The sequence below is a fragment of the Corynebacterium tuberculostearicum genome, from assembly GCF_046097465.1.
GTDB lineage: Bacteria > Actinomycetota > Actinomycetes > Mycobacteriales > Mycobacteriaceae > Corynebacterium > Corynebacterium tuberculostearicum_I.
In genome coordinates this window covers 663,962-687,535 of the sequence record NZ_CP175799.1, presented here as the reverse complement: position 1 = coordinate 687,535, position 23,574 = coordinate 663,962, and the positions used below count along the sequence as shown (strand labels likewise).

General features: G+C 61.5%; 25 protein-coding genes and 2 pseudogenes. 14 read left to right on the top strand and 13 right to left on the bottom strand.

Translation table 11 applies throughout. The features are described 5' to 3' along the window. The 3 genes from ACKFRX_RS03380 to ACKFRX_RS03370 all read right to left on the bottom strand — a co-directional run bounded on the left by ACKFRX_RS03380 (position 1) and on the right by ACKFRX_RS03370 (position 3,201). Positions 1–1,650, bottom strand: coding sequence for a sodium:solute symporter family protein (locus ACKFRX_RS03380; RefSeq protein ID WP_250408860.1), 1,650 nt, complete (start codon positions 1,648–1,650; stop codon positions 1–3). Positions 1,651–1,661: 11 nt separating this feature from the next. After that, positions 1,662–2,561: an aldose epimerase gene (locus ACKFRX_RS03375; protein WP_408928115.1), complete on the bottom strand. Its 900-nt coding sequence runs from the start codon at positions 2,559–2,561 to the stop codon at positions 1,662–1,664. A gap of 196 nt (positions 2,562–2,757) precedes the next feature. Beyond that, positions 2,758–3,201 carry a YdcF family protein gene (locus tag ACKFRX_RS03370; protein ID WP_100067788.1) on the bottom strand — a complete coding sequence of 148 codons (444 nt, stop codon included), beginning with the start codon at positions 3,199–3,201 and terminating at the stop codon, positions 2,758–2,760. A gap of 130 nt (positions 3,202–3,331) precedes the next feature. Here ACKFRX_RS03370 and ACKFRX_RS03365 point away from each other — a divergent pair, with 130 nt between their 5' ends. The 6 genes from ACKFRX_RS03365 to rbsD are packed head-to-tail and all read left to right on the top strand — an operon-like array spanning position 3,332 to position 8,999. Next, the gene (locus ACKFRX_RS03365; protein ID WP_408928114.1) at positions 3,332–4,321 is read left to right on the top strand and encodes a LacI family DNA-binding transcriptional regulator; all 990 of its coding nucleotides are present in this window, start codon (positions 3,332–3,334) and stop codon (positions 4,319–4,321) included. Beyond that, positions 4,318–5,862, top strand: coding sequence for a sugar ABC transporter ATP-binding protein (locus ACKFRX_RS03360; RefSeq protein WP_408928113.1), 1,545 nt, complete (start codon positions 4,318–4,320; stop codon positions 5,860–5,862). The genes ACKFRX_RS03365 and ACKFRX_RS03360 overlap by 4 nt, the downstream gene beginning before the upstream one ends. Continuing rightward, the gene (locus ACKFRX_RS03355; protein ID WP_408928112.1) at positions 5,859–6,800 is read left to right on the top strand and encodes an ABC transporter permease; all 942 of its coding nucleotides are present in this window, start codon (positions 5,859–5,861) and stop codon (positions 6,798–6,800) included. The genes ACKFRX_RS03360 and ACKFRX_RS03355 overlap by 4 nt, the downstream gene beginning before the upstream one ends. Before the next feature lie 12 nt (positions 6,801–6,812). Continuing rightward, complete coding sequence (locus ACKFRX_RS03350; protein ID WP_408928111.1) at positions 6,813–7,727, top strand: substrate-binding domain-containing protein; 915 nt, start codon at positions 6,813–6,815, stop codon at positions 7,725–7,727. Beyond that, complete coding sequence (locus ACKFRX_RS03345) at positions 7,724–8,632, top strand: ribokinase (RefSeq protein ID WP_408928110.1); 909 nt, start codon at positions 7,724–7,726, stop codon at positions 8,630–8,632. Before ACKFRX_RS03350 ends, ACKFRX_RS03345 begins: the two co-directional genes overlap by 4 nt. Beyond that, positions 8,625–8,999: a D-ribose pyranase gene (rbsD, locus tag ACKFRX_RS03340; RefSeq protein ID WP_250408848.1), complete on the top strand. Its 375-nt coding sequence runs from the start codon at positions 8,625–8,627 to the stop codon at positions 8,997–8,999. Before ACKFRX_RS03345 ends, rbsD begins: the two co-directional genes overlap by 8 nt. Here the strand turns inward: rbsD and ACKFRX_RS03335 are convergent. Then, positions 8,996–9,262, bottom strand: a complete 267-nt coding sequence (locus ACKFRX_RS03335) for a type II toxin-antitoxin system RelE/ParE family toxin (RefSeq protein ID WP_250408847.1) — start codon at positions 9,260–9,262, stop codon at positions 8,996–8,998. The genes rbsD and ACKFRX_RS03335 overlap by 4 nt on opposite strands. Before the next feature lie 69 nt (positions 9,263–9,331). On the opposite strand from ACKFRX_RS03335, the gene ACKFRX_RS03330 reads away from it, so the two are divergent. Then, positions 9,332–9,583 (top strand): type II toxin-antitoxin system Phd/YefM family antitoxin, encoded by a 252-nt coding sequence (locus ACKFRX_RS03330; protein WP_040424847.1) that lies wholly within the window; start codon positions 9,332–9,334, stop codon positions 9,581–9,583. Here ACKFRX_RS03330 and ACKFRX_RS03325 read toward each other — a convergent pair. From ACKFRX_RS03325 to ACKFRX_RS03315, 3 genes are all read right to left on the bottom strand, one after another. After that, complete coding sequence (locus ACKFRX_RS03325) at positions 9,580–9,861, bottom strand: type IV toxin-antitoxin system AbiEi family antitoxin domain-containing protein (protein ID WP_250408846.1); 282 nt, start codon at positions 9,859–9,861, stop codon at positions 9,580–9,582. The two genes, ACKFRX_RS03330 and ACKFRX_RS03325, sit on opposite strands and share 4 nt — an antisense overlap. Before the next feature lie 257 nt (positions 9,862–10,118). Continuing rightward, a complete protein-coding gene (purE, locus tag ACKFRX_RS03320) occupies positions 10,119–10,619 on the bottom strand; it encodes a 5-(carboxyamino)imidazole ribonucleotide mutase (protein WP_005326706.1) in 501 nt (166 codons plus the stop codon). 24 nt (positions 10,620–10,643) lie between these two features. Further along, on the bottom strand, positions 10,644–11,759 hold the full coding sequence (locus ACKFRX_RS03315; protein WP_250408929.1) for a 5-(carboxyamino)imidazole ribonucleotide synthase: 1,116 nt from the start codon (positions 11,757–11,759) through the stop codon (positions 10,644–10,646). A gap of 79 nt (positions 11,760–11,838) precedes the next feature. On the opposite strand from ACKFRX_RS03315, the gene budA reads away from it, so the two are divergent. Continuing rightward, positions 11,839–12,570, top strand: a complete 732-nt coding sequence (gene budA, locus ACKFRX_RS03310; protein ID WP_250408844.1) for an acetolactate decarboxylase — start codon at positions 11,839–11,841, stop codon at positions 12,568–12,570. On the opposite strand, the gene ACKFRX_RS03305 is transcribed toward budA, so the two are convergent. Beyond that, positions 12,548–12,988 carry a hypothetical protein gene (locus ACKFRX_RS03305; protein ID WP_250408842.1) on the bottom strand — a complete coding sequence of 147 codons (441 nt, stop codon included), beginning with the start codon at positions 12,986–12,988 and terminating at the stop codon, positions 12,548–12,550. The two genes, budA and ACKFRX_RS03305, sit on opposite strands and share 23 nt — an antisense overlap. Positions 12,989–13,012: 24 nt before the next feature. Beyond that, a complete protein-coding gene (locus tag ACKFRX_RS03300) occupies positions 13,013–13,867 on the bottom strand; it encodes a biotin--[acetyl-CoA-carboxylase] ligase (RefSeq protein ID WP_250408840.1) in 855 nt (284 codons plus the stop codon). A gap of 44 nt (positions 13,868–13,911) precedes the next feature. On the opposite strand from ACKFRX_RS03300, the gene ACKFRX_RS03295 reads away from it, so the two are divergent. Further along, positions 13,912–14,904 (top strand): ABC transporter ATP-binding protein, encoded by a 993-nt coding sequence (locus ACKFRX_RS03295; RefSeq protein WP_250412686.1) that lies wholly within the window; start codon positions 13,912–13,914, stop codon positions 14,902–14,904. 5 nt (positions 14,905–14,909) lie between these two features. Here the strand turns inward: ACKFRX_RS03295 and ACKFRX_RS03290 are convergent. The 4 genes and pseudogenes from ACKFRX_RS03290 to ACKFRX_RS03275 form a co-directional block, all read right to left on the bottom strand. After that, positions 14,910–14,996 (bottom strand): annotated as a pseudogene (locus ACKFRX_RS03290) (hypothetical protein); the annotation flags it as partial. A 260-nt stretch (positions 14,997–15,256) separates the two neighbouring features. Beyond that, positions 15,257–15,376 (bottom strand): annotated as a pseudogene (locus ACKFRX_RS03285) (IS481 family transposase); the annotation flags it as partial. After that, positions 15,376–16,620 (bottom strand): MFS transporter, encoded by a 1,245-nt coding sequence (locus ACKFRX_RS03280; RefSeq protein ID WP_250412687.1) that lies wholly within the window; start codon positions 16,618–16,620, stop codon positions 15,376–15,378. The pseudogene ACKFRX_RS03285 and the gene ACKFRX_RS03280, both read right to left, overlap by 1 nt. Then, positions 16,617–18,269, bottom strand: a complete 1,653-nt coding sequence (locus ACKFRX_RS03275) for an ATP-binding cassette domain-containing protein (RefSeq protein ID WP_250412688.1) — start codon at positions 18,267–18,269, stop codon at positions 16,617–16,619. The genes ACKFRX_RS03280 and ACKFRX_RS03275 overlap by 4 nt, the downstream gene beginning before the upstream one ends. 400 nt (positions 18,270–18,669) lie before the next feature. On the opposite strand from ACKFRX_RS03275, the gene ACKFRX_RS03270 reads away from it, so the two are divergent. The 5 genes from ACKFRX_RS03270 (at position 18,670) to ACKFRX_RS03250 (ending at position 23,540) form a co-directional block, all read left to right on the top strand. Then, positions 18,670–19,920, top strand: a complete 1,251-nt coding sequence (locus tag ACKFRX_RS03270) for an ABC transporter substrate-binding protein (protein ID WP_408928109.1) — start codon at positions 18,670–18,672, stop codon at positions 19,918–19,920. Between the two features lie 122 nt (positions 19,921–20,042). Next, on the top strand, positions 20,043–21,047 hold the full coding sequence (locus ACKFRX_RS03265) for a carbohydrate ABC transporter permease (protein ID WP_408928108.1): 1,005 nt from the start codon (positions 20,043–20,045) through the stop codon (positions 21,045–21,047). Then, positions 21,047–21,868: a carbohydrate ABC transporter permease gene (locus ACKFRX_RS03260; RefSeq protein ID WP_005326715.1), complete on the top strand. Its 822-nt coding sequence runs from the start codon at positions 21,047–21,049 to the stop codon at positions 21,866–21,868. The genes ACKFRX_RS03265 and ACKFRX_RS03260 overlap by 1 nt, the downstream gene beginning before the upstream one ends. Next, positions 21,868–22,053 carry a hypothetical protein gene (locus tag ACKFRX_RS03255; RefSeq protein ID WP_005326716.1) on the top strand — a complete coding sequence of 62 codons (186 nt, stop codon included), beginning with the start codon at positions 21,868–21,870 and terminating at the stop codon, positions 22,051–22,053. Before ACKFRX_RS03260 ends, ACKFRX_RS03255 begins: the two co-directional genes overlap by 1 nt. Then, the gene (locus ACKFRX_RS03250; RefSeq protein ID WP_408928107.1) at positions 22,050–23,540 is read left to right on the top strand and encodes an alpha-amylase family protein; all 1,491 of its coding nucleotides are present in this window, start codon (positions 22,050–22,052) and stop codon (positions 23,538–23,540) included. Before ACKFRX_RS03255 ends, ACKFRX_RS03250 begins: the two co-directional genes overlap by 4 nt. Positions 23,541–23,574 lie beyond the last annotated feature (34 nt).

The window sequence follows — 23,574 nt, the reverse complement described above, 5'->3', positions numbered from 1 at the left end:
TTAGGCGAAGATGACGTTGAGGGCTACGGCCATCACCAGGCAAATGATGCCCAGCGGGACGGTCTGCTGGTACCACGGCAAGGACTTTTCGGTGTAGTCCTCAAAGTGGTCCTTGGGGGTCACGGAAGAGACGAAGCCAACCAGCTCGCTATCCGGCTTAGGCTGGGTGAACAGGGTGACCACGATGGATACCAGGATATCCACCACGAAGGCCACACCGGCCGCCACGAAGGCCGTGCCCTGGCCCGGCAGGTTGATGAGGTCAGTGAAGGACGCGACGTACCAGAAAGCGATGGCGGAACCGGTACCGGCTACCAGGCCCGACCAGCCGGCGTGCGGGGTCATGCGCTTCCAAAACATGCCCAGAATGAAGGTGGCAAATAGCGGCGCATTGAAGAAGCCAAACAGGGTTTGCAGGTAGTCCATGATATTGCCAAAGTTTTGCGCGAGCAGCGCGGTAAAGATGGCAATAGCGGTGGCGATAATCGTGGCGATGCGGCCGAACTTCAGGTAGTAGTCATCCTCGCGGTCCTTGACCACATAGGTCTGCCAGATGTCATAGGAGATGACGGTATTAAAGGCCGAGATATTCGCGGCCATGCCGGCCATGAAGGAAGCTAGCAGGCCGGCGATCGCCACGCCCAGCAGGCCATTGGGCAAAAGGTCGCGCATGAGCAGCAAGATGGCGTCGTTGGGCTCCGCGCGCTCCTCCATCAAATCGGCCACGGAGACGGAGGCAACCATGCCCGGAATGACCACGAGGAAGGGCACAAACATCTTGGGGAAGGCGCCGATGATCGGGGTCTTGCGGGCAGCCGAAATAGAATCGGAGGCCATGGCGCGCTGAACTTCCACGAAGTTGGTGGTCCAGTAACCAAAGGAAAGCACGAAGCCGAGGCCCAGCACGATGCCGATGACGGACCACACTGGGTTCTCAAAACCGGAGATGTCCGTGCCCGGCCACGTGTGGAAGTGCGAATCCTGGGCCACCGCGTCCTTCAACCCATTCCAACCACCAACGCGGTTCAAACCAATGATGGTCAGCGGAGCGAGGGCGGCGATGATGACGAAGAACTGGAGGACCTCGTTATAAATGGCGGCCGAAAGGCCACCCAGGGTGATATAGGACAGCACGATAAGGCCGGCCACAAGGAGCGAGACCCACATCTGCCAGCCCAGCAGGGCCTCCACGATGGTGGCCAGCAAGTACAGGTTCACGCCGGCGATAAGCAGCTGGGCCACGGCAAAGGAAATCGCATTGACCAGGTGTGCGGCATTGCCAAAGCGCTTGCGCATGAACTCCGGTACCGAGCGCACCTTGGAACCGTAGTAGAACGGCATCATCACAATGCCCAAAAAGACCATGGCCGGGATGGCGCCGATCCAGAAGTAGTGCATGGTTTGGAAGCCATACTCCACGCCATTGGCGGACATACCGATGATTTCCACCGCACCCAGGTTGGCCGAGACGAAAGCCAGGCCGGTCACCCAGGCGGGCAGTCCCCGGCCGGAGAGGAAGAAGTCGATGGAGCTAGACACTCGAGCTTTGGCGGCCCAGCCGATGCCCAGCACGAAGAGGAAGTAGATGGCTACCAAGAAGTAGTCCACCCAGGAGGCATCGAGCCTCAATACGGATTCAGCAGTCTCCATGGCTGACCTTTCTAGTTATTGTTCTCTGCTGCAAGGCGCAGCGTGAATCTCTGCGGTTTCTGAGCGCTCAGGCGCACGAGGTCTTCCCCGCTGCGCAGCGCATTCGGCGGCGCGCTCATCGGCTCCACGGCCAATGCCTTGCCGGGGCCGCCTGCCCGCGGGAAATCGGCCGGGGTAAACATCTGCACCCAGTTCAGGCCTTCGCCCATCTCCAGGCGCACACCCTTTCCACCGGCCGAATACACGGCCGTCAGTGGGCCTTCGCCGTGGAAGCAATCGTCCCAGTCCACCTCGGCGATGGGCTGATTAACAATGCGCACCTGCTCCGTCTTTCCCGTAGGCAGGTTGCGGGCGCCTAGCAGGTAGCGCTTGCCGACGTCCACACTGAGCACCGCTTCCTCCGCCCCAGCTCCCTGTGGGGAGAGGTAGAGGTGCAGCCCATAGGCGAAGGGAACCTCGCCGGGTTCCGCGGTGCGGGCGGTGAGCTGGTGGTGCAATCCCCGCTCATCGAGGGCGTAGGTGGCCTCTAGTTGAATCGCCCACGGCCAGCCCTGGCGCGGCTCAATATCAAAGGCAAGAGCCACCCGGTTGTCCGAGCGTTCCTTGACGTGCCACCAATCCACCGCGAATCCATGGATGGCGTTATTGCGCTCCGGCTCCGTGATGCCTAACTGGTGGGCTGTCCCCTGCCATTCAAACCAGCCATCCTCGGTGCGATTCGGCCACGGCGCCAGCACCACTCCGGCCATCAGTGGCGGCTTGCCCTCGTAGCTTTCTACCAAGGGTGCGCCGCGATAGGTCAGCGCCTTGAGTGCACCGCCGAATAGACCAATCTCGGCTGCATAATCGCCGTGGGCAAGTGCGACGCTGGGGTAGTCGGCGTCAGGGCCAGCCGCTCCTCCACTGGTCATAACAAAGACCTTTCTGGCTATAACTTTCGCTGGATTTAGCCTAGGAGTACGGCAAAGCACAGGTCAATCGTTTGCATAACCGCCCGCGAATACCTTCTATTTCAGCTGCTCATCGCAGTAGAGTTAACCGCTTGTTAACCTCTTTCGGGGCTGGAGGCACCTATGGGCCGCGAGCCGCCACACCGAGGCAGGAGCGCTATCCCCGCATCCGCCGCCACACTATGCGCGCCGCGGAGTGAGGAGTGGCCAGGACTTCGCGCAGGTAATTGCGCGGCATCAACCGCCACGGGGTGCGCGCGGGATGCAGGCGCACGGCAATGCCGAGGTGCCAGGCCCACAACGCGGTGCGCAGGACATGAAAATCATTGGTCACTACCTGCAACACGGCATCCGGAGCCAAGCGATGGGCATTTTCTAGATTTTCATTGGTGCTCGTGGCTTCCGGTTCCACCACTACGCGCTCGGCCGGCACACCGCGTTCGATGAGGTAGGTAGCCATGGGCCCCGCCTCACCACGGCCGGAGACAATAATCTGCTGACCGCTATAGAGCGCCAACGCCTTGTCTAGGCGCGAGCGCAGCATGGCGCCGGGATAGCCGTGAGTTACGCGGGAGCCCAAAACAAGGAGCGGGTCAGACATGGATACCAGCATAGACTTGCCGGCTCTTGACAGGAAGATGGAAATAGCCGTACCTTTAACTCAAATATGCAATCGATTGCACCCAGGAGGGCCAGAAGCCGGCCCACACGCCTAAACCAAGGAGGACAGCATGGCCGGAACCACCCTCAAGGACGTGGCCGCTGCTGCTGGAGTATCCATTTCCACCGCGTCCCGTTCGCTCTCGGGGAACCCAGCCATCTCGGAGCCCACGCGCCAACGCGTCAAGGACACGGCCATCAAGCTCAACTATAGGCCCAATGCCCAAGCCCGAGCATTGCGCAGCTCCCGATCTAACGCCATCGGCTTGGTCATCCCCAGCCTAGATAATGCCTACTTCGCCGCAATGGCCGCAGCCATTGAAGAGGCCGCCGATAAGCAGGGACTCGCCACGATGATTACCAGTTGCGGCGAGGATCCGCAGCGGCTAGTCAAGTCCCTCGATGCCCTGATGGAACGCCAGGTAGACGGCATTATCGCGGTACCGCTCGAAGGCGCCGAAGAAGCGCTGGAGCAGGCGCGCGCTTACCGCCCGCTCGTGCTCATTGACCGCACCCTGGGCCAGATTCCAGCAGTGTTATCGGACCCCCACACGGGCATAAAACAAGCCGTGGAACAGCTCAAAGAGAAGGGGCACACGCACATCGGCTACCTTTCCGGGCCGCAGGAAACCTCCACCGGCCGCCAGCGCCTCCAAGCCTTCAAGACCGCCACCCGCGGCATGCCTACCCATATCCACAACGGCAGCTACCGCCACCGCGAGGGTTATAAAGGAGCCCTCGCACTCCTACAAGAAGGCGTCACCGCGCTCATTGCCGGCGATTCCATGATGACGGCCGGCGCGCTGGAGGCCTGCCATAATGCGGGCAAGCGCATCGGAGAAGAAATCGCGCTCGTCGGCTTCGATGACTTCATCTACCTGCGCTTCCAACCCTCCCCTATCTCAGTGGTGGACCAGGATGTTGCCAGAATGGGCGAGACCGCCACGGCCAAGCTCATCGCGGCCATCAATGAAAAGCACCAACCGGAAGGCGAGGTGCTAGAAACCCGCTACATCCCGCGCATGTCCACCGCCCACCAACTCGATGGGGCCACGCCATGAGTGACTGCGTTTTGCGCCTGGACAATGTCACCAAATCCTTTGGCCCGGTAGAGGTCATTAAGGGGGTCGACCTCACCGTCCGCCGCGGCCAGGTCCAGGCCTTGTTGGGTGAAAACGGCGCCGGCAAGTCCACCCTCATCAAGATGATCGCGGGAGTGCACGAACCAGATTCCGGCCGCATCCTAGTAGACGGCGCAGAGGTAAAAATCCCAGATACCAAGGCTTCAGAGGCGCTGGGAATCGCCACCATTCACCAAGAACTCAACCTTGTGCCCACCATGTCCGTGGCCGAAAACATCATGCTCGGGCGGACCCCACGCCGTTTTGGGTTGGTCAATCGCAAGCACCTCAGGGCACAGGCACAAGCGGCACTGCACCTTATCGGCTTGGACGTGGATCTGGACATGCCGGTGGGTGAGCTGGGCGTGGCCAAGCAGCAGCTCGTGGAAATCGCCAAGGCGCTGTCCATGAACGCGCGCATCCTCATCTTGGATGAGCCTACTGCCGCGCTCACCGGCAAGGAGGTTGATGCACTCTTTGCCGTGCTCGAAGAACTCAAGGCCAAAGGCGTGGCCATGGTCTTTATCAGCCACCACCTGGAGGAGCTGGCGCGCATTGCAGAGACCATCAGCGTGCTGCGCGATGGCTCTTTCATCGCCGAGGTCCCAGCCGATACGGACGAAGACGAGCTGGTGCGCCTCATGGTCGGCCGCGAGATTGAAAACCAGTACCCGCGCGAGGTTCCTCCCGAGCGCGGCGAGGCCCTGCTGGAGGTCTCCGAGCTGACTGCCGACGGCGCCTTTCACGACGTCACCTTCACCGTCCATGCCGGCGAAGTCGTTGGCCTCGCCGGGCTCGTGGGCGCCGGCCGCACCGAAATCATTCGCGCCATCGCGGGCGCTGACCCATACGATTCCGGCACCATTCGCGTTGGCGGCACCCAGCTGCGCAGCGGCGATATTCGCGCCGCCATCCGTGCCGGCGTGGGCCATATCCCCGAAGACCGCAAATCCCAAGCACTAGTTCTGGACGCCTCGGTGGGCGATAACCTCGGATTCGCCACCCTCTACCCCACCGCTAAGGCGGGGCTGGCAGACCGCAGCGGCCAACGCCGTCGCGCCAGCGACGTAGCGGAGAAGCTGCGCATCCGCATGGCCGATCTCTCCCAACCCATCCGGAACCTATCCGGCGGCAACCAACAAAAGGCGGTCTTTGGCCGCTGGGTACTGGCCGGTTCCAAGGTCCTCCTCCTCGATGAGCCCACCCGCGGCGTCGACGTCGGCGCCAAGGTGGAGATTTACAACATCATCAATGAGGTCACCGCTGCCGGGGGCGCCGTTCTCATGGCCTCCTCCGATCTGCCCGAGGTGCTCGGCATGTCCGACCGCATCCTCGTCATGTCCGGCGGCCAACTCGCCGGCCAGCTCCCTAAGGACTCCACCCAAGACGAGGTCATGGCCTTTGCCGTATCCAATGTGACCTCTTCTACCTCTGCCTCTGCTGCCGCGCCTGCCGGCACTAACCCCAAGGATGAAGCATGACCAAGAATCGAGTAGTTAACTGGGCCATGAATAATGGCGCGCTCGTCGGCCTCATTGCCCTGTGCATCGCGCTGTTTATCGCTACGCCGTACTTCCTCACCGTGGCGAACCTGCTCAATATCGGCATCCAGGCCGCCACGGTGGCCATCTTGGCCTTCGGCATGACCTTTGTCATCGTCACCGCCGGTATCGACCTCTCGGTGGGCTCGGTCGCCGCGCTCGGCGCCATGGTCTCTGCCTATATGTTCTCCACCGCTGGACTGCCTGGCTGGCTCACCCTGCTTCTCGGCCTGATCGTCGGCGCGCTGGCCGGCGCCATCTGCGGCATGGCCACCGCGTGGGGCAAGATCCCCTCCTTCATCGCGACGCTAGCCATGATGTCCATCGCCCGCGGCCTCACCCTGGTCATCTCCCAGGGCTCGCCGATTGAAACCGCCCCGTCCGTCAACGCCTTTGGCGGCGATATCGCCGGCTTCCCCGTGCCCATCATCATGATGGTCATCGCCGGGCTCATCTGCTGGTTCATCTTGGAGCGAACGGTGCTAGGCCGTTCCATGTACGCCATCGGTGGCAACCTGGAGGCCGCCCGCCTCTCGGGCCTGCCGGTCAAGCGCATCCAGATCGCCGTCTTCGCACTCTCCGGTTTCTTCGCCGTCTGGGCCGGCATGGTCATGGCCGGCCGCCTCGAATCCGCACAGCCGCAGGCCGGCACCGGCTATGAGCTCGATGCCATCGCGGCCGTCGTCATCGGCGGCGCCTCGCTCTCCGGTGGCCAAGGCAAGGCCACCGGCACCCTGGTCGGCGCCATCTTGCTAGCGGTCATCCGCAATGGCTTGAACCTGCTCAACGTCTCCTCTTTTTGGCAGCAGATCGTCATCGGCCTGGTCATCGCGCTGGCCGTCGGCTTCGACGTCATCCGCAATAAGACGGCCAACTAAGGAGCACCCGCCATGAAAAAGCTCATCGCCACCCTCCTCGTACCTGCCCTCGCGCTGGGCCTTGCCTCCTGCAATCGCTCGGAAGAAGACCGCAACCGCATCACCCTAGCGCTCTCGACGCAGACCAACCCCTTCTTCGTCGAACTGCGCCACGGCGCACAGGGTAAGGCCAAGGAACTCGGCGTTCCGCTAGACATCCAAGACGCTTCCGATGACCCCGCCCAGCAAGTCAATCAGTTGGGCAATGCCACCTCCATGGGCGCCAAGGTCGTCGTGGTCAACCCCACCGATTCCGATGCCGTTGCCCCGGCCGTTCGCGGCATCAAAAATGACGGCGTGCCCGTCATCGGCGTGGATCGCGATGTCAACGGCGTAGAGCTGGATTCCATGGTGGCCTCCGATAACGTCGCCGGTGGCGCGCAGGCGGCGGATAAGCTCGCCGAATCCATTGGGGAAAAGGGCGATATCCTCATCCTGCAGGGCACCGCTGGCACTTCGGCCTCGCGGGAGCGCGGCAAGGGCTTTGAAGAGCAGATTGCGAAGTACGGGGACATTCGGGTCGTCGGCAAGCAATCGGCGAATTTCGACCGCACGGAAGGACTCAACGTCGCCACCAACTTGCTGCAGGCCAACCCGGATATCAAGGCCATCTTTGCAGAGAACGATGAAATGGCGCTCGGCGCGGTCGAGGCGTTGGGCTCGCGCGCCGGATTTGAGGTCAAGGTGGTGGCATTTGATGGCACCTTCGATGGCCTCAAGGCGGTCAAAGATGGCAAGCTGGAAGCTACCATCGCCCAGCAGCCCGCAGAGCTCGGTGCCCGCGCCATCGAACAAGCCGCAGCGCTCCTGCACGGTGGCGCGGCGGAGAAGAACGTCCCCGTCGAGGTCATCACCGTCACCCGCGACAATGTGGAGGATTTCCAATGAGCAAGCTAACCGTCGTCGGTTCCATCAATGCCGATCTCATCGTGCACGCCGAGCGCCACCCACAGCCCGGCGAGACCCTCCTGGGCTCTGGCGGCGACATCTTGGCCGGGGGCAAGGGCGCTAACCAGGCTGTCGCGGCCGCGCAGCTGGGCGCTACCGTGGCCTTCGTGGGCGCGGTCGGCTCCGATCCCTATGTCGAGCCCGCCATGCACTACATGCGCACCTCCGGCATCGATCTGAGCGCCGTGGAGCAGGCCGATACCAATACCGGCCTCGCCGTCATTACTGTCTCGGCCGATGGCGAGAACACCATCGTCATCTCCCCCGGTGCCAACGCGCTTGTCGACGCCCCCTTTGTCTCCTCCCGCGCCTCCACCATCGCCGATGCCGATGTAGTCCTCCTCCAGGGCGAAATCCCCGCCTCCGGTTTCCAGGCCGCGGTCGAGGCGGCCCAGGGCCGAGTGGTGGTTAACCTCGCGCCCGTGGTCGAGGTCGACCGCGACTCGCTCCTGCAGGCCGATCCCCTGCTGGCCAATGAACATGAAGCAGGGCTCATCCTGGACCAGCTCGGACTACCTGCAGAGGGTGCCCCGCGCGAGCTCGCCCACCGCCTGGTAGAGGCCGGTTTCCGCTCTGTTGTACTCACCCTTGGCGCCCACGGCGCCTACGTGGCCACCCCGGAGGGCGGCACGGACATCCCCACCCCGCGCGTGACCGCCGTGGATACCACCGGCGCCGGCGATGCCTTCGCGGGTGCGTTCTGCGCCCAGCTCCTCACCGGTGCCTCGCTTGTCGATGCCGCCACTTTCGCCGCCCGCGTCGGCGCCTTCGCCGCCACCGGCAACGGCGCACAGCCGTCCTACCCCACCACCGAATCCGCCCTGCCGGAGGTCACCGATGCGTAAATCCGGCCTGCTCAATCCCGCGCTCACCAGCGCCGTCGCCCGCTTGGGCCACACCGATACCTTCGTTATCGCCGATTGCGGCCTGCCCATCCCCCACGCTGTGCCCGTCATCGACCTCACGCTGACCTTCGGCATCCCCACCTTTGCCGATACCCTGGCGGCCCTCCTCGATGAGGTCGTGGTCGAAGCCGCCACCATCGCCGATACCACCCCGCCCGAGGTGCGCTGCCTGCTTCCCGCAGTACCGCTTACCGAGGTCTCTCACGACGACCTCAAGCGCGAGGTCGCCCGCGCCTCCTTTGTCGTGCGCACCGGTTCCACCACGCCGTTTGCCAATGTCATCCTGCGCTCCGGCGTGCCCTTCTAGCGCTTATAAACGCTTCCGCGTGCCCCTACGGTAAACACTTCCACCAGCACTTCTTGCTCCTCAACGGAGTACAGCACGCGGTAATTTCCCACCCTTATTCTTCGGCCACTCCTGCCGGACAAAGCGATAGATCCCGGTGGATATGGGTCTTTAGCCAGTCCACCGATCGCGCGCTTAATCCGTTGATAGTGCTTTCGGTTTCCCCGATGGATTTTTTGTAACTCTCGCTTAGCCTGCCGCGTAAACGCGATGTTGTAGTCCATGACCTCTTAAAAAGTTGTACTCTTTGCTAACTTAGTACTAGTAGTACTTTGATGCATTAGGAGCTTTCATTGTCTTTGCCACTTTCCGAACTCCGCACCCGCTTAGGCCAGGTCATTGACCAAGCCCACTACGCAGGCACCCGCACCGTTGTCACCCGCAACGGTAAGGAAGCCGCAGTTATCATTTCGCCTCAAGAACTAGCATTCCTTGACCGCCTCGAAGCCGCCGCAGATGCTGAAGCCCTCCGCCAAGCCCGCGCAGCCGATACCGGCGAACGCTTCTCTTTTGAGCAGGTCACGGAAGAAATTGAAGGGCGCTAGCCGTAAATTGCCTCGGCTTCAAACCACTGCGAACCACTCACGACATGCCTGTAGGCAAATTTCAGAGGAAAGGTCATCTCCTTCTTGGAGTACAGCTGCACCGCAGAGCTGCCTGAAAGCATGATTCCAGGCCACCGCTTGTGTAGGATGCGAGCTACCTCCATGGCAGTCGGTTCCCGCCACGTATAGATCCCGCGGCCGATTCGGATTATCTTTCCATTCGCTACATGAGTTTGCAGTTCTCCCCTGCTTAGGCCTGAAACCAGTACTTCTTCCATGCTTCCCCCTTTGAGCATTATCCCCCTGCCCGAAAGCTTAGAGCACGCTTCCTCACGCCGCAGGCTACAACGATGCACAGCAAGCACGTTTTATCCTTTTCCTCCGCGAATTTTGCCCAATCGTGCTTGTTTTGCATGTTGGCAAGGGGCGACGAGAACTTCGCTAAAGCTTAGGAGACAAAACAAGCACGTTTTGCCGAAAAACTACGTGGTTTTGGCTAAAACGTGCTTGTTTTGTTTGGCCTTAGACCGGAGAACTACTCTCCCAGCAGCTTGTCGCGCAGGTTCTTATCCTTCTGCTCGACTTCCTCGGCCATCTGCTTTTGGTAGTCCACCATCTTGTCTTGGATGGCGGGGTCGTCAGCGCCGAGGATGCGGGCGGCGAGCAGGCCGGCGTTCTTCGCACCACCGATGGAGACGGTGGCTACCGGCACGCCACTGGGCATCTGCACGATGGACAGGAGGGAGTCGAGGCCATCGAGATCCTTTAGTGCGCGGGGGATACCGATGACCGGCAGCGGCGTGGCCGCGGCGACCATGCCGGGAAGGTGCGCGGCACCGCCGGCGCAAGCGATAATCGCCTTCAACCCGCGGGTATGGGCTTCCTTGGCATAGGCCAGCATCTTTTCCGGGGTGCGGTGGGCGCTGACCACGCCGACCTCGAAGGGGATGCCAAAGTCCGCGAGGACCTGAGCGGCGGGTTCAACGGTGGGCCAATCGGAATCGGAGCCCATGATGATGCCTACGTGCGGTTGCATAGTGTCCTTTCTACAGGAAGGAATTTAAGCCCATTCGGCGTGCACGAGGAAGTGCGCGGCCTGGCGGGCGATGGTCAGGGTCTCGTCGGTATCTTCACCGGTGACGTTGACGTGGCCAATCTTGCGGCCTGGGCGGTGGTCCTTGCCGTAAAGGTGAATCTTGGCCTGCGGGTAGCGCTGCATGACCTCGCGGACGCGCTCCGGCATAGGCATGGTGGGATCTTCGTCAGCGCCCAAAACATTGGCCATCACGGTGACGGGGGCGAGCGCGTCGACTGCGCCCAAGGGGAGGTCGAGCACGGCGCGCAGGTGCTGCTCAAATTGGGAGGTCACGCAGCCATCCTGGGTCCAGTGGCCGGTGTTATGCGGGCGCATGGCCAGTTCGTTGACGGAGATATCCTCGCCTTCGGGGCCGTCGAAGGCAAAGAGTTCGACGGCCAGCACGCCGGTCACGCCGAGGGATTCAGCGATGGACAGGCCCAGCTCGGAGGCGCGCTGGGAAAGTTCCGGTGTAAGGCCAGGGGCGGGAGCAATGGCCTCGGCGCAGATGCCGTTTTCCTGGCGGGACTGGGTAATCGGCCACACCTTGGCCTCGCCGGAAGGACGGCGGGCGACCAAGATGGAAAGCTCGCGGGTAAGTTCCACCTTTTCCTCTGCCATCAGCGGGGTTCCGGCCTCGAGCAGCTCGGAGACCAGCTCAAAGCAATTCTCAGCGGTGGGGAACCATACGCCCTTGCCGTCATAACCACCGCGGCGGGCCTTGAGGCACACGCGGCCATCGACGGCGTCGAAAAAGGCGCGGGCATCGGCCACCGAGTCGATGGCGGCAAAGCGCGGCACGGGAGCGCCCAGCGCGGCGAGCTTTTCGCGCATCTTGAGCTTATCTTGCGCATAAATGAGGGCGGTGGGCTGGGGCTGGACGTTAAATCCGGCGTCGATAAGCGCGGCGGAGTGCTCGTTGGGCACATGCTCATGCTCGAAGGTAATGGCATCCGCGCCCTCTGCCACACCGCGCAGCTCCTCCAAGGAGGTGTAATCCCCCAGCACCACGTCCGGGGTGACCTGCGCGGCGGAGGAATCCGGCTTGCTAGCCAGAATCCGCAGGTGAATATCGAGTTCCGCGGCGGCCGGCTGCATCATGCGAGCCAGCTGGCCGTCGCCACACACAGTTACAATAGGCTTTAAGTCACTCACGTCCCCCAATACTAGCCTGGATACTATGTTCACTCGTCATACCATCTTCCAAAATTCCCTCATGACCGCTTTGCTGGACGGCATTTATGACGGCGAAATGACCATTTCGGAACTGCTTGGTAAGGGCAATTTTGGCCTCGGCACCTTTGATGGCCTCGACGGAGAGATGATCATTTTGGACGGCACCTGCTACCAGCTGCGCGGCGATGGCTCCGCGCAGATTGCAGACCTAGACCAGCGCACCCCCTACGCGGTGGCCACGAACTTTGTCCCGCGCATTACTGCCGACGCCCCAGCGGGCCTGCGCCGCGATCAGCTCTCCGCGTTCATCGATAAGCTCGAGCCTTCCGCTAACTACATGTACGCGGTGCGCATCGTGGGCACGTTCAAGGAGGTGACCACCCGCACGGTGGTCAAGCAAGAAAAGCCCTACCCGCCAATGTCTGAGGCCGTGGGCGGCGATAAGGAGCTGCATTTTAAGGACGTCGAGGGCGTCATCGGCGGCTTCCGCACCCCCGTCTATGAAAAGGGAATCTCGGTACCGGGCTGCCACGTGCACTTTATCGACGCCGCCCGCACCTCCGGTGGCCACGTGCTGGACTACGTAGTGGATGAGGCAACGGTTGAACTCTGCCCTGCCTCCGACCTAGAACTGCGCCTGCCGCTGACGCAAGAATTCAGCCGGGCCAACCTCTCCCCCGAGGATCTGGATAGCCAGCTGCACACCACCGAGGTTAAAACCAAGGGCGATCATTAATAATCTCGGCCACGCGCTTGGGCTTGGCCACGTTGGGAAAATACATGGCCCGGTCCCAGCCGTGAATTGCTAGGGATACCCCGCCTCGGCGCTTGCGGGCGCCGCGGATATCCTGCAGCGGAATCGAATCGACATTGCGGCCCTCGCGCGCGATGACGCGCCTATTAGTCACGATGAAGCGCTTCCGGCGGGCCTTATAAAGAGGAATGACAAAGCGCCAGATTCCCAGCAGCGCCCATACCGCGACGAGGCCGTTGCGCAGCATCGGGTCTACCGCTTGGACATCGCACCAGCCGATGGCGATCCACAGCAGGCCGGTGATGAGGATGAGCTCGAGGAAAGGGAAAATCAGCGCGCGAAACGGCGCGGAGACATCCGCGCGCTTGACCTCACCTTGGCCCATCTTCATTAGTCCCATAGCTATGGATGCTACCTCGCGTGTCTACTTCCGTGGACGCAGGTGCGTGACATCACCTGCGGAGTAGTACTCGCCGGCGACCATGATGCGGCCGTCCTCGCCGATTTCATCGACGTGCCCGGTGACATCGCCGGACGGGGTCTCTAGGCGTACCTCCTGGCCCAGCGAGGAGCAGACCGCACGGTAGTCACGCAAGAGCTGCGGCTCTTGGTTCTCCCACTGCACGATGCGGCGTCGCAGGTTCTTCAGCACGGTAATGGCCAGCTCGGTGCGGTCCGTATCGCGGCCCTCGAGTGCGAGCGAGGTGGCCTTTTCAATCGGTAGTTCCTCACGAGTCAGGGTGACGTTGATGCCCATGCCCACGACGACGCGCGCGGATGGTGCGGCGCCACCTACTGCCTTATTTACTTCGGCCTTATTAACCTCCGCCTTGTTAACTTCAGCCTTGCCTACCTCCACCTTGGTGAGCTCGGTCTTTGGCGCGGCCTTGAAGGCTTGGCCCACGGGACCGGCCTCGGCAAGGATGCCACACAGCTTATTGCCGTCGATATGCACGTCGTTTGGCCACTTCAGCACGGTGCCCTCGATCGAATCGGTCACCGCGAGGCCCGCGGCCAGCGGCAGGGTGCCCAGGTGCTCGAGGGATTCCGGCAGCAAGAGCACGGAGAAGATGACCTGGGAGCCGGCCGGCGCGGTCCAAGTGCGGCCGAGGCGGCCCTTGCCGGAAAGTTGTTCGTCGGCAAGCAGCACGGTGCCATCCGCAACGTTGGTGGCCTGCATCAAATCGGTATTGGTGGAGCCGGTCTTTTCCACGAAATCGATGGTGGTGAAATCGTCCGCCAGCGCGGTGCGAATGCGTTCCAAATCAAGTGCAGTCATAAGCTTCAAGGATACCGGCCTCCAATGGTGCTAGTGTGTTGCGCATGGCAAAGGTCACTTTTGAAAAGGTCAACATCACCTACCCCGGCGCGAGCGCGCCCACGGTAAAAGACTTGGACCTCGATATCGCGGACGGCGAATTCCTAGTCCTCGTTGGTCCATCGGGCTGCGGTAAATCCACGACGCTGCGCGCACTGGCGGGATTGGAGCCGACGTCGAGCGGCCGCATCACCATCGATGGCAAGGACGTGACAAACCTGGAACCAGGCGATCGCGATATCGCCATGGTCTTCCAGAATTATGCGCTTTACCCGCACCTAACAGTGGAAGAAAATATGGGCTTTGCTTTGAAGCTGGCGAAGTTGCCCAAGGCCGAAATCAAGGCCAAGGTGCACGAAGCCGCGGAAACACTCGGACTGACCGAGTATCTCAAGCGCAAGCCCAAGGATCTGTCCGGCGGCCAACGCCAGCGCGTGGCCATGGGCCGTGCCATCGTGCGCGAACCGAAGGCCTTCCTCATGGATGAGCCACTCTCCAACTTGGATGCCAAGCTGCGCGTGCAGACCCGCGCCGAGCTGGCCAGCCTGCAGCAGCGCCTGGGGACGACGACGGTTTACGTTACCCATGACCAAGTTGAGGCTATGACCATGGGTGACCGCGTGGCAGTGCTCAAAGACGGCGAGCTGCAGCAAGTTGCCCCGCCACGCGAGCTTTATGATGCCCCCGCAAACGAATTCGTCGCCGGCTTCATCGGTTCGCCGGCGATGAATATCTTTGACTACAACGGCGGCCGTGTAGGTGTGCGCCCAGAAAAGATGTTTATCAACAAGGGCCCAGTGGGTTTCCAAGGTGTGGTGGATATTGTGGAAGAGCTGGGCGCCGAGTCCTATGTCTACGTCACCGTGGGCGAAAACCGCTTTGTCGCTCGCGCCGAGGGCACCCCACCACAGCGTGGCGAAGAGGTGGTACTGACATTCAACCCGCGCGAAGCGCTCCGCTTCGATCCAGAAACGGGCCGTCGCATCGCCCAGGACTAGCTGAACTAACCGGAGCCGTAAGTCAAACGTGAAAACGGCGGCTGGTCTCCACACGCAGTGTGGGGACGATGCCGGTTGTAGTAATGCAGCCAGGCGTCGAGCTCACCGCGGCGTTCGGCTTCGGAAGTATACCGGTGGGCGTTGAATCACTCGCCAACCCCACCAGGACCGCGGTGGCGGTGATTGCGGTTTCGCCATTGTGAATCTCGGCGTAGACGAGGCAGAAGTAGTCGTCGATGACGGCGTGGACGTAGACCGTGCCTATCCACGGGTCGTAGGGCTTGCTCCGGGGTGGTCATGCTCGTAGCGCGGTCGACGCGAGTCAGCCGGTTGAAATGGCAGGACGAGAGGATACGGTCGGCCATGAGACCTGGAAGCGGGCAGCGACCTCGCTAATCGGCCATCCGTCGTCGACGAGGAGTTGGGCGACCTCCGAGCGGTGGCGAGGTGTGAGGATGGCGTTGGCATGCATTAATCCTCTCCTGCCTCGACAAGCGTCTTCTGCGGCATCTTGAGTTGTCCCAGGGCTGCGAGGAGTGCTCCCGTGGCCAGTGGCACTAGGCCGGCGGCGATAAACAGAGTTCTGATGTCGATGTGGCGGCTGAGGAGTCCGGTGAGAGCGATGGACAGAGGCATGAAGGCGATGGATATAAAGAAGTCGAGGCTGGCGACCCGGCCGAGCATCTCCATGGGGACGTGTTCTTGGAGTACTGCTCCCCAGATGACCATTCCGATCCCGATCAGCGCCCCGTAGAACGCGAGGCCTGCGCCGATGGCCCACGAATTGCTGGTGAGCGCCGGGATGGACAGGGGCAGGCATCCGATCACCCAGGCACCGACCATGGCCGGCAGGAAGCGTTCCGGTGTGCGCCACGACCCAGCTAGCAGAGAACCCACCACCCCGCCCGCTCCGAGGGCAGCCAGGACGGTGCCGTAGAGTGCAGGTCCGTTGTCATGCGATGAGCGCATGAGGGCAGGTAGGAGGACTTCGAGTGGTCCAGTCACTACCAGTCCCATTACGGCCGCGAACAGGACACTGGAGCGGACCCAACGTGTGCGGGAAACGTAGCGGAAGCCGTCGAGCAGGTCGGTGATCAGTGAGTCTTCCGCACCGTCGGCCTCGGGCTCGGCGCGGGTGGGGGCGGGAAGCTGCAGAGCCGCAAGCAGGGCAAGTCCGAGTGCTGCTGCGATGAGGTATCCGCCAGCGGCGGGCATGCTGGCACCGATGACCGCTCCGACGGCGGCGGGCGCAATTGCCTGTCCGACCAACGGGCGGGCGGCGCCTTCGAGGCCGTTGACGGCCATTAAGTCGTCCCCGTCCACCAGGACTGGCACCAGCGCCGTGTAGGCGGGGAAGAAGAAGGCGGTTGAAGTGCCAATAATGAACGCGGAAACCGCGAGCATCCAGAAGGTAACAATGTCGAGGATTGCTGCCGTGGACGTCGCGGTCGCGATTGCGAGGTTCAGGGTGAGCACGCTCACGATGACGGACTTATTGGGGAACCGGTCTGCGATTACGCCAGCTGGGAGGGATCCTGCAAGCAGGCCAATGCCGCTCCAGACTACGACACCCGACAGGGCGGCTGGCGTGGCGCCCAGGTCGAGGGTCTGCATGGCAAGGTAGAGGGCCCAGGCACCCTGGGCGAAGATGGTCAGCACCATCGCTGCGAACAGCTGACGGTACGTGGGGATGGTCAAGGGGTGAAGCGGGTTCATGGCATGTCTTTCAGGTCAAGGTTCAGGTGGGGCCAGTCGGCCAGGTCGTGGAGCATCTGCCGGTCATGCGTGGCAACGATCACCGCGCAGGAGGTCTGCAGCAGCTCGGTGGTGATGTCATCAACGAGGATCGAGGACAGATGATTGGTGGGCTCGTCCAGGAGCAGCAGGTCTGGATCCTGGGCCAGACACATGGCCAGGTGGAGACGGCGTTGCTGTCCTTGCGACAAGCGCCCCACCGGCGTGCCGGTTGCGGAGGCTTCGAGCAGCCCGAGCGAGCCGAGGGACGGCGCCTGAGCTCGACGGCCTAGCTTCGCCAGGTACGCCTCATAGACCTCGTGTGCGGGGCTGGAGCGGTCCCAGTCGGGGACCTCTTGGGACAGCAGAGCGATGCGCGCTCTCGGATTAACTCGCACATGTCCCGTGGTGGGGGCCAGCCGCCCTGCGAGAAGTGCCAACAGGGTGGATTTTCCCGCGCCGTTCGGTCCGGTGACCACCAACCGGTCACCGCCGTTCACGTCGACCGAAACCGGAGCGTCCAATCGGTCCTTCACAGTAACCTGGGTGGCGTTCATGATGCTCTGTCCGGCACGGGTTGCCGAGGCGGGCCACGCAAGACGCAGTGGCGGCGCCGGGACGCCGATTTCATGACTTTTCAGGTCTTCGATACGTCGGTTGAAGGCTTGGACCACTCCAGCAGCGCGTGTGGCGCGTTGGTGCTTGCCTGTGCCCTTTTCAGGTCTCCATCCACCCTGGGACAGGTGGGAGCGCGCCTCGGCTGCAGCGCGTGTCAGTTCCTCGTGTCGGGCAACCTGGGCGGCGTGATCCTGTTCCCACTTGAGGCGTTCTCGTCGGCGGCCTTCAATCCAGCCTTTGTAGCCGCCCGAGTAGGTTCGCGGGACACCATCTCGGGTCGGGTCGAGATCCAGGAAGGTCGTCGCCACATCATGCAGCAGCGCGCGGTCGTGACTGACCAGAGCCAGGCCACCAGGGTGGTCACGCAGTTGCTCGGTTAGAAAAGACAGTCCTTCAGCATCCAGGTGGTTGGTGGGCTCATCCAACAGGAGCAGGTCGGGGGTCGATCCAAGTGCGACGGCGAGCCGGACCCGGTAACGTTGTCCGACTGACAAGGTCGACAGGATGCGAGCGCGGTCGCTGCAGGCGTCGAGGCCTGCCAGTGCGATGTCCACCCGCCTTTCTGCGTCCCAGGCATCCAGTAGCGTGGCGGTCTCGAGCGCTGCGGAATAGGCATCGGCCGCGTCGTCACCCGCGGCGAGTGCAGCGCTCGCCACGTCAAGGGCCTCGAGCGCAGACCGGGAGGGAGCAGTCGCTTCGGCGATGAGGTCGCCGACGGTGCGGTTGCCCTCGGTAGACATGTCCTGCTTAACCAAGACGCGGGAACCCATTTGGGTCACTATTCCCGAGTCAGGGGTCAGGATCCCGGCCAAAATGTGAAGCAAGGTGGTCTTGCCACGGCCGTTGTCGCCGACGATCGCCAGACGTGAGCCGGCGGAGACGGTGACGTCCAGCCCGTTCAGGAGGTGCCTGTCCCCTAAGGTGATGTGTATTGATTCAGCGCGGATGTGTGCGGCGGACCCTTGGGGCGTTCCACTCCACACACATGACCGCAAGGTTGGTGTGTTTGGCATTGCATACTCTCAGCTCGTCATGGAGCCGGGCAGCACAAGATGGCCGCCCGGCAGATGGCCAGGACGGCAGACGAAAGATCAGAAGGGGTCCCGCCGCCGTCAGCGGGCGGAACGCAGCTTCATGGAAGCGATGCCTGAGTACATGCGGCAGAGTCTACCCAGCGGGACGGATCTCGGCAAACCAATTAACATCTAAGGTCAATACAACTAGCACCCACGATTCCCCACGGAGGAGACTTATCCGCAAAGGCAGCTAGGCCGTCGTAAAACAGGTACACGGCCGAGCCAGCAGCATCCCCCTTACTACCCCCATTTAGAGTTAAATAGGTCAAAATTATCCACCTTCCGGTTTCCGTATTTTAGGTTTAAAGAACCGAAAGTTTTCCGAAAGGTGATTTCCATGAAGAAATTCCTGCTTCGCACCACCGTTGCGACTACCGCAGTTCTGGCCTTGGCCGGCTGCTCTTCTTCCTCCTCCGATTCTGCTACGGGTGGTTCCTCCGAGGGCGGCGCGGATGCGCACGGCCCCATCACTTTTGCCATGGGCAAAAATGACACGGACAAGGTGACCCCCATCATCGAAAAGTGGAATGAGCAACACCCAGACGAGAAGGTCACGCTCAAGGAACTGGCCGGCGAGGCCGACGCCCAGCGCGAGACCCTCGTGCAGTCCCTACAGGCGGGCAGCGATGACTACGATGTCATGGCCCTCGACGTGGTGTGGACCGCAGAGTTCGCAGCTAACCAGTGGCTCCAACCGCTCAATGGTGACTTTGAAACCAATACGGATGAGCTTTTGCCGGCCACCGTGGAGTCCGCCACCTATAACGACGTGCTCTACGCCCTGCCGCAAAACACCAACGGTCAGCTGCTTTTCCGCAATACCGAGCTCGCGGATAAGGCGCCGGAGAAGTTCGCGGACCTTAAATCCGCCTGCAAGGCGCTGGACAAGGGCAAGGACTGCCTGACCACCCAGCTCAAGCAGTACGAGGGCCTGGCACTCAACACCGCCGACTTTATGGAAGGCTGGGGCGGCTCCGTCCTGGATAAGGACGGCAACGTCACCGTGGACTCCAAGGAGGCCAAGGACGGCCTGCAAGCCATGGTGGATGCCTACAAGGAGGAGACCATTTCCAAGGACTCCACCGCCGCCACCGAGGAAGAAACCAATATGGCCTTTACCGAGGGCAAGACCGCTTTCGCCATGAACTGGCCCTATATGTACTCCAACGCGGTTGATGCCGGTGTTGACGTCGAGGTTCAGGCCCCGCTGGGCAAGGACGGCGTAGGCGTGTCCACGCTGGGCGGCTATAACAACGGCATCAATATCAATTCCAAGAATAAGGGCACCGCGCTCGACTTCATGAAGTTCATTATCAACGAGGACAACCAGAAGTCCTTTGCGGAGCAGTCCTTCCCGCCGGTCTTGGCTTCCATCTACGATGACCCGCAGCTGCAGCAGGAATTCCCGTATCTGCCGGCACTCAAGGAGTCTCTGGAGAACGCGGCACCGCGCCCGGTTTCCCCGTTCTACTCGGCAATTTCTAAGGCCATCCAGGACAATGCCTACGCTGCCTTGACGGATGGCAAGTCGGTCGATGATGCCACCGCCGATATGAAGGCGGCCATCGAATCGGCTTCCCAGGGCTAAACGCCCAATCCGGGTGAGGTAGGCGGACACCCCGCCGCCTCACCCTTTGTGGTTTTCACTCCCCTAATGGGGATAGAATCTAGCCAATACTTAGCATTTCTTGAACAGAAAGGCGGTCCAGCGTGGCTATAGCTTCGCCGACTGCGTCCAAGGGGGCGCCGAAGGGGGCGTCGGCAAGCGCGCCGAAGCCCCAGCGCAAGAATTATGGGCGCGTGGCCGGGCTGATTGCTCCGGCGCTCATCGTGCTCGCCGTCATCATCGGCTACCCCATCATCCGCGCCATTTTTCTGTCCTTCCAAGGCAATAGGCACCTCAACCCGCAAACGGGGCTTTTTGAGGAAGGCGGCTTTGCCGGGCTGGAAAATTATCTGTACTGGATTAATAACCGGTGCGTTTCCGGCACTGGTCAGATTTCTACCTGCCCGCCGGGCGTTATCGCCACGGACTTTTGGCCGGCGGTAAAGATTACGCTCTTTTTCACCATCGTTACCGTGCTGCTGGAGACCATCCTGGGCATACTGATGGCGCTCATTATGAATGGTGAGTACCGCGGCCGCGGCCTGGTGCGTGCTGCGGTGCTTATCCCGTGGGCTATTCCTACGGCCGTCACGGCCAAGCTATGGCAGTTCATGTTCGCCCCGGAGGGCATCGTTAACTCGCTGCTTGGTGCGAACATTGCCTGGACCACGGACCCGTTCTACGCTCGCCTGGCTGTCATCATCGCGGACGTGTGGAAGACCGCACCGTTCATGGCGCTGCTCATCCTGGCCGGCCTGCAGATGATTCCCAAGGACGTTTACGATGCCGCCCGCGTGGACGGCGCCAACCGTATTCAGACTTTCTTCCGCATCACGCTCCCGCTGGTGCGCCCGGCGCTCATGGTGGCCGTGCTCTTCCGCACCCTGGATGCGCTGCGCATGTATGACCTACCGGTCATCATGATTTCTAGCTCCTCCAACTCCCCCACCGCGACCATCTCCCAGCTGGTGGTAGAGGATATGCGCCAGGGTAACTTCAACTCCGCCTCCGCGCTCTCCACCCTTATTTTCCTTCTCATCTTCGTCGTCGCCTTTATCCTCATCCGCTTCCTTGGCGCGGATGTCTCCGGCAGGAAGGCAGCTAAATAATGCGTAAATTCGGACACTACGCCGGCATCATTTTCATCATGTTCTGGGGCCTAGCGCCCTTCTACTGGATGCTGGTGACGGCGCTGCGGGATCAGCGGTTCACCTTCGACACCACCCCGTGGCCCACCCACGTCACGCTGGATAATTTCCGCGATGCCCTGGCTACCGATAAGGGAAATGACTTCCTAGCCGCGCTCGGTAACTCGCTGCTTATCTCCCTGGTTACCACCGCTGTGGCCGTGCTCATCGGCGTCTTTACCGCCTATGCACTCTCCCGATATGACTTCCCGGGCAAAGGAATCGTGACCGGCATTATCCTGGCCGCCTCGATGTTCCCGGCCATTGCCTTGGTCACCCCGCTCTTCCAGCTCTTTGGCAACCTGGAATGGATTGGTACTTACCGCGCGATGATCATCCCCAATATTTCCTTCGCGCTTCCGCTGACGGTTTATACGCTGCTGAGCTTCTTCCGCCAGCTGCCTTGGGAACTAGAAGAAGCAGCCCGGGTGGATGGTGCCTCGCGCTCCCAGGCTTTCCGCCTCATCCTCCTGCCTCTGGCAGCACCGGCGCTATTTACCACCGCGATCATCGCCTTTATCACCACGTGGAATGAGTTCATGCTGGCCAAGCAGCTGTCCACCACCGATACCGAGCCGGTGACCGTAGCCATTGCACGCTTTTCCGGCCCGTCCGCTTTCGAGTACCCGTATGCTGCAACCATGGCCGCCGGCGCATTGGTGACCATCCCATTGGTCATCATGGTGCTCATCTTCCAGCACCGCATCGTCGCCGGTCTCACCGCAGGTGGTGTCAAGGCCTAATGCGCCGGGCCATGCTGTGGGATACCGCCTTAGGTTTCCTCGGTTTCTTTAGCCTCCTCGCGGTTATCCAAGCTGTACTCAATCTCTTCCACGACTCCCCCGCCTTATGGCCCGGCCTCCTCGCCGGCGTCTTGTGCCTCCTTACCTACCTGACCTGGCGGGCGAAAAGAAAGGACCTTTCATGAGCTGGTACCACAATGCCGTCTTCTACCAGGCCCTCGTCGGCTCCTTCAAGGCCGATGGGGATAAGGAGGTAGGCACGCTGCGCGGGGTCATCGATAAGCTGGATTACCTGCAGTGGCTCGGCGTGGACTGCCTGTGGCTCTCGCCGTTTTATGCCAGCCCCTTGCGCGATGATGGCTACGATATCGCGGACTACTATTCCATCCACCCAGATTATGGCACGATGGAAGATTTTGAAGAGCTCATTGCGCAACTCCACCGCCGCGGCATGCGCATTATGACGGATTTGGCGCTCAACCACACCAGCTCCGATCACCCATGGTTCCAGGCCTCCCGCACGGATCCCACGGGCCCCTATGGCGATTTCTACGTCTGGGGCGATGACCCGGAGCGCTACCCCGAAATCCGCGTCATTTTCACTGACGTGGAGACTTCCAACTGGACTTGGGATGAAAAGCGCGGCCAGTATTACTTCCACCGCTTTTATTCCCACCAGCCGGATTTGAACTACGATAACCCGGCCGTGCAGGAGGAAGTTTTCAAAATTTTGTCCTTCTGGATGGATAAGGGCCTAGACGGCCTGCGCCTCGATGCTATTGCTTATCTCTTTGAACGCGATGGTGTAGGCGGAGAATCCCTGCCGGAGACCATCGAGTTTGTGGAAAAGATTCGCTCCTTCATGGACGCGCACTACCCGGAAGCCGTGCTCATAGCGGAGGCCAACCAGCCGCCGGCCGAAACCATGCAATTCTACGGCCAGGGCGAACGCTTCCACATGGTCTTCAACTTCCCGGTCATGCCGCGGTTGTATCAGGCTTTGGCGCTTGGCGACGCCACCCCGGTCTACTCCATTCTCGACGAACTGCCTTCCCTACCGAAAGGGTGCCAGTGGGGCACCTTCTTGCGCAACCACGATGAGCTCACCTTGGAAATGGTGGACGATGACGTGCGCGAGCTAATGTATGAGGCTTTCCTCCCCGATGATGAAATGCGCGCCCATGTGGGCATTGCCCGCCGGCTGATGCCGCTGATGAACGGTGATCGCCGCAAGGTGGAGCTCATGTTCTCGCTGCTGATGACCCTGCCGGGCGCACCGTTTATCTACTACGGCGATGAGATTGGCATGCTCGATGACACCACGCTCCCAGACCGCTATGCGGTGCGCACCCCAATGCAGTGGGACGATTCCGAGCACTCTGGTTTCAGCACCAAAGCACCTTCCCGCCTTCCGGTTGTGGGAGGTACCTCCGTGGCCGCCCAGCTTGATGACGCCACCTCGTTGCTCAACACCGTTCGCTCCATGATTGCCGAGCGCCATGCCCATCCGGATCTCGGCACCGCTCCGTGCGAGCCGGTCGAGACGGGCGAGGAAGCCGTCCTTGGCTATCAACGCGGCGATCTGCTGTGCCTGCACAACTTCAGCGATCGCTCCATCGACCTGGGCCCAGTAGAGCTCGGGCCGTACGGCTACGCCTGGCTGCCCGCCTAAGCCATAGCGCATAGCCACTCCCCGCACTCCCCGC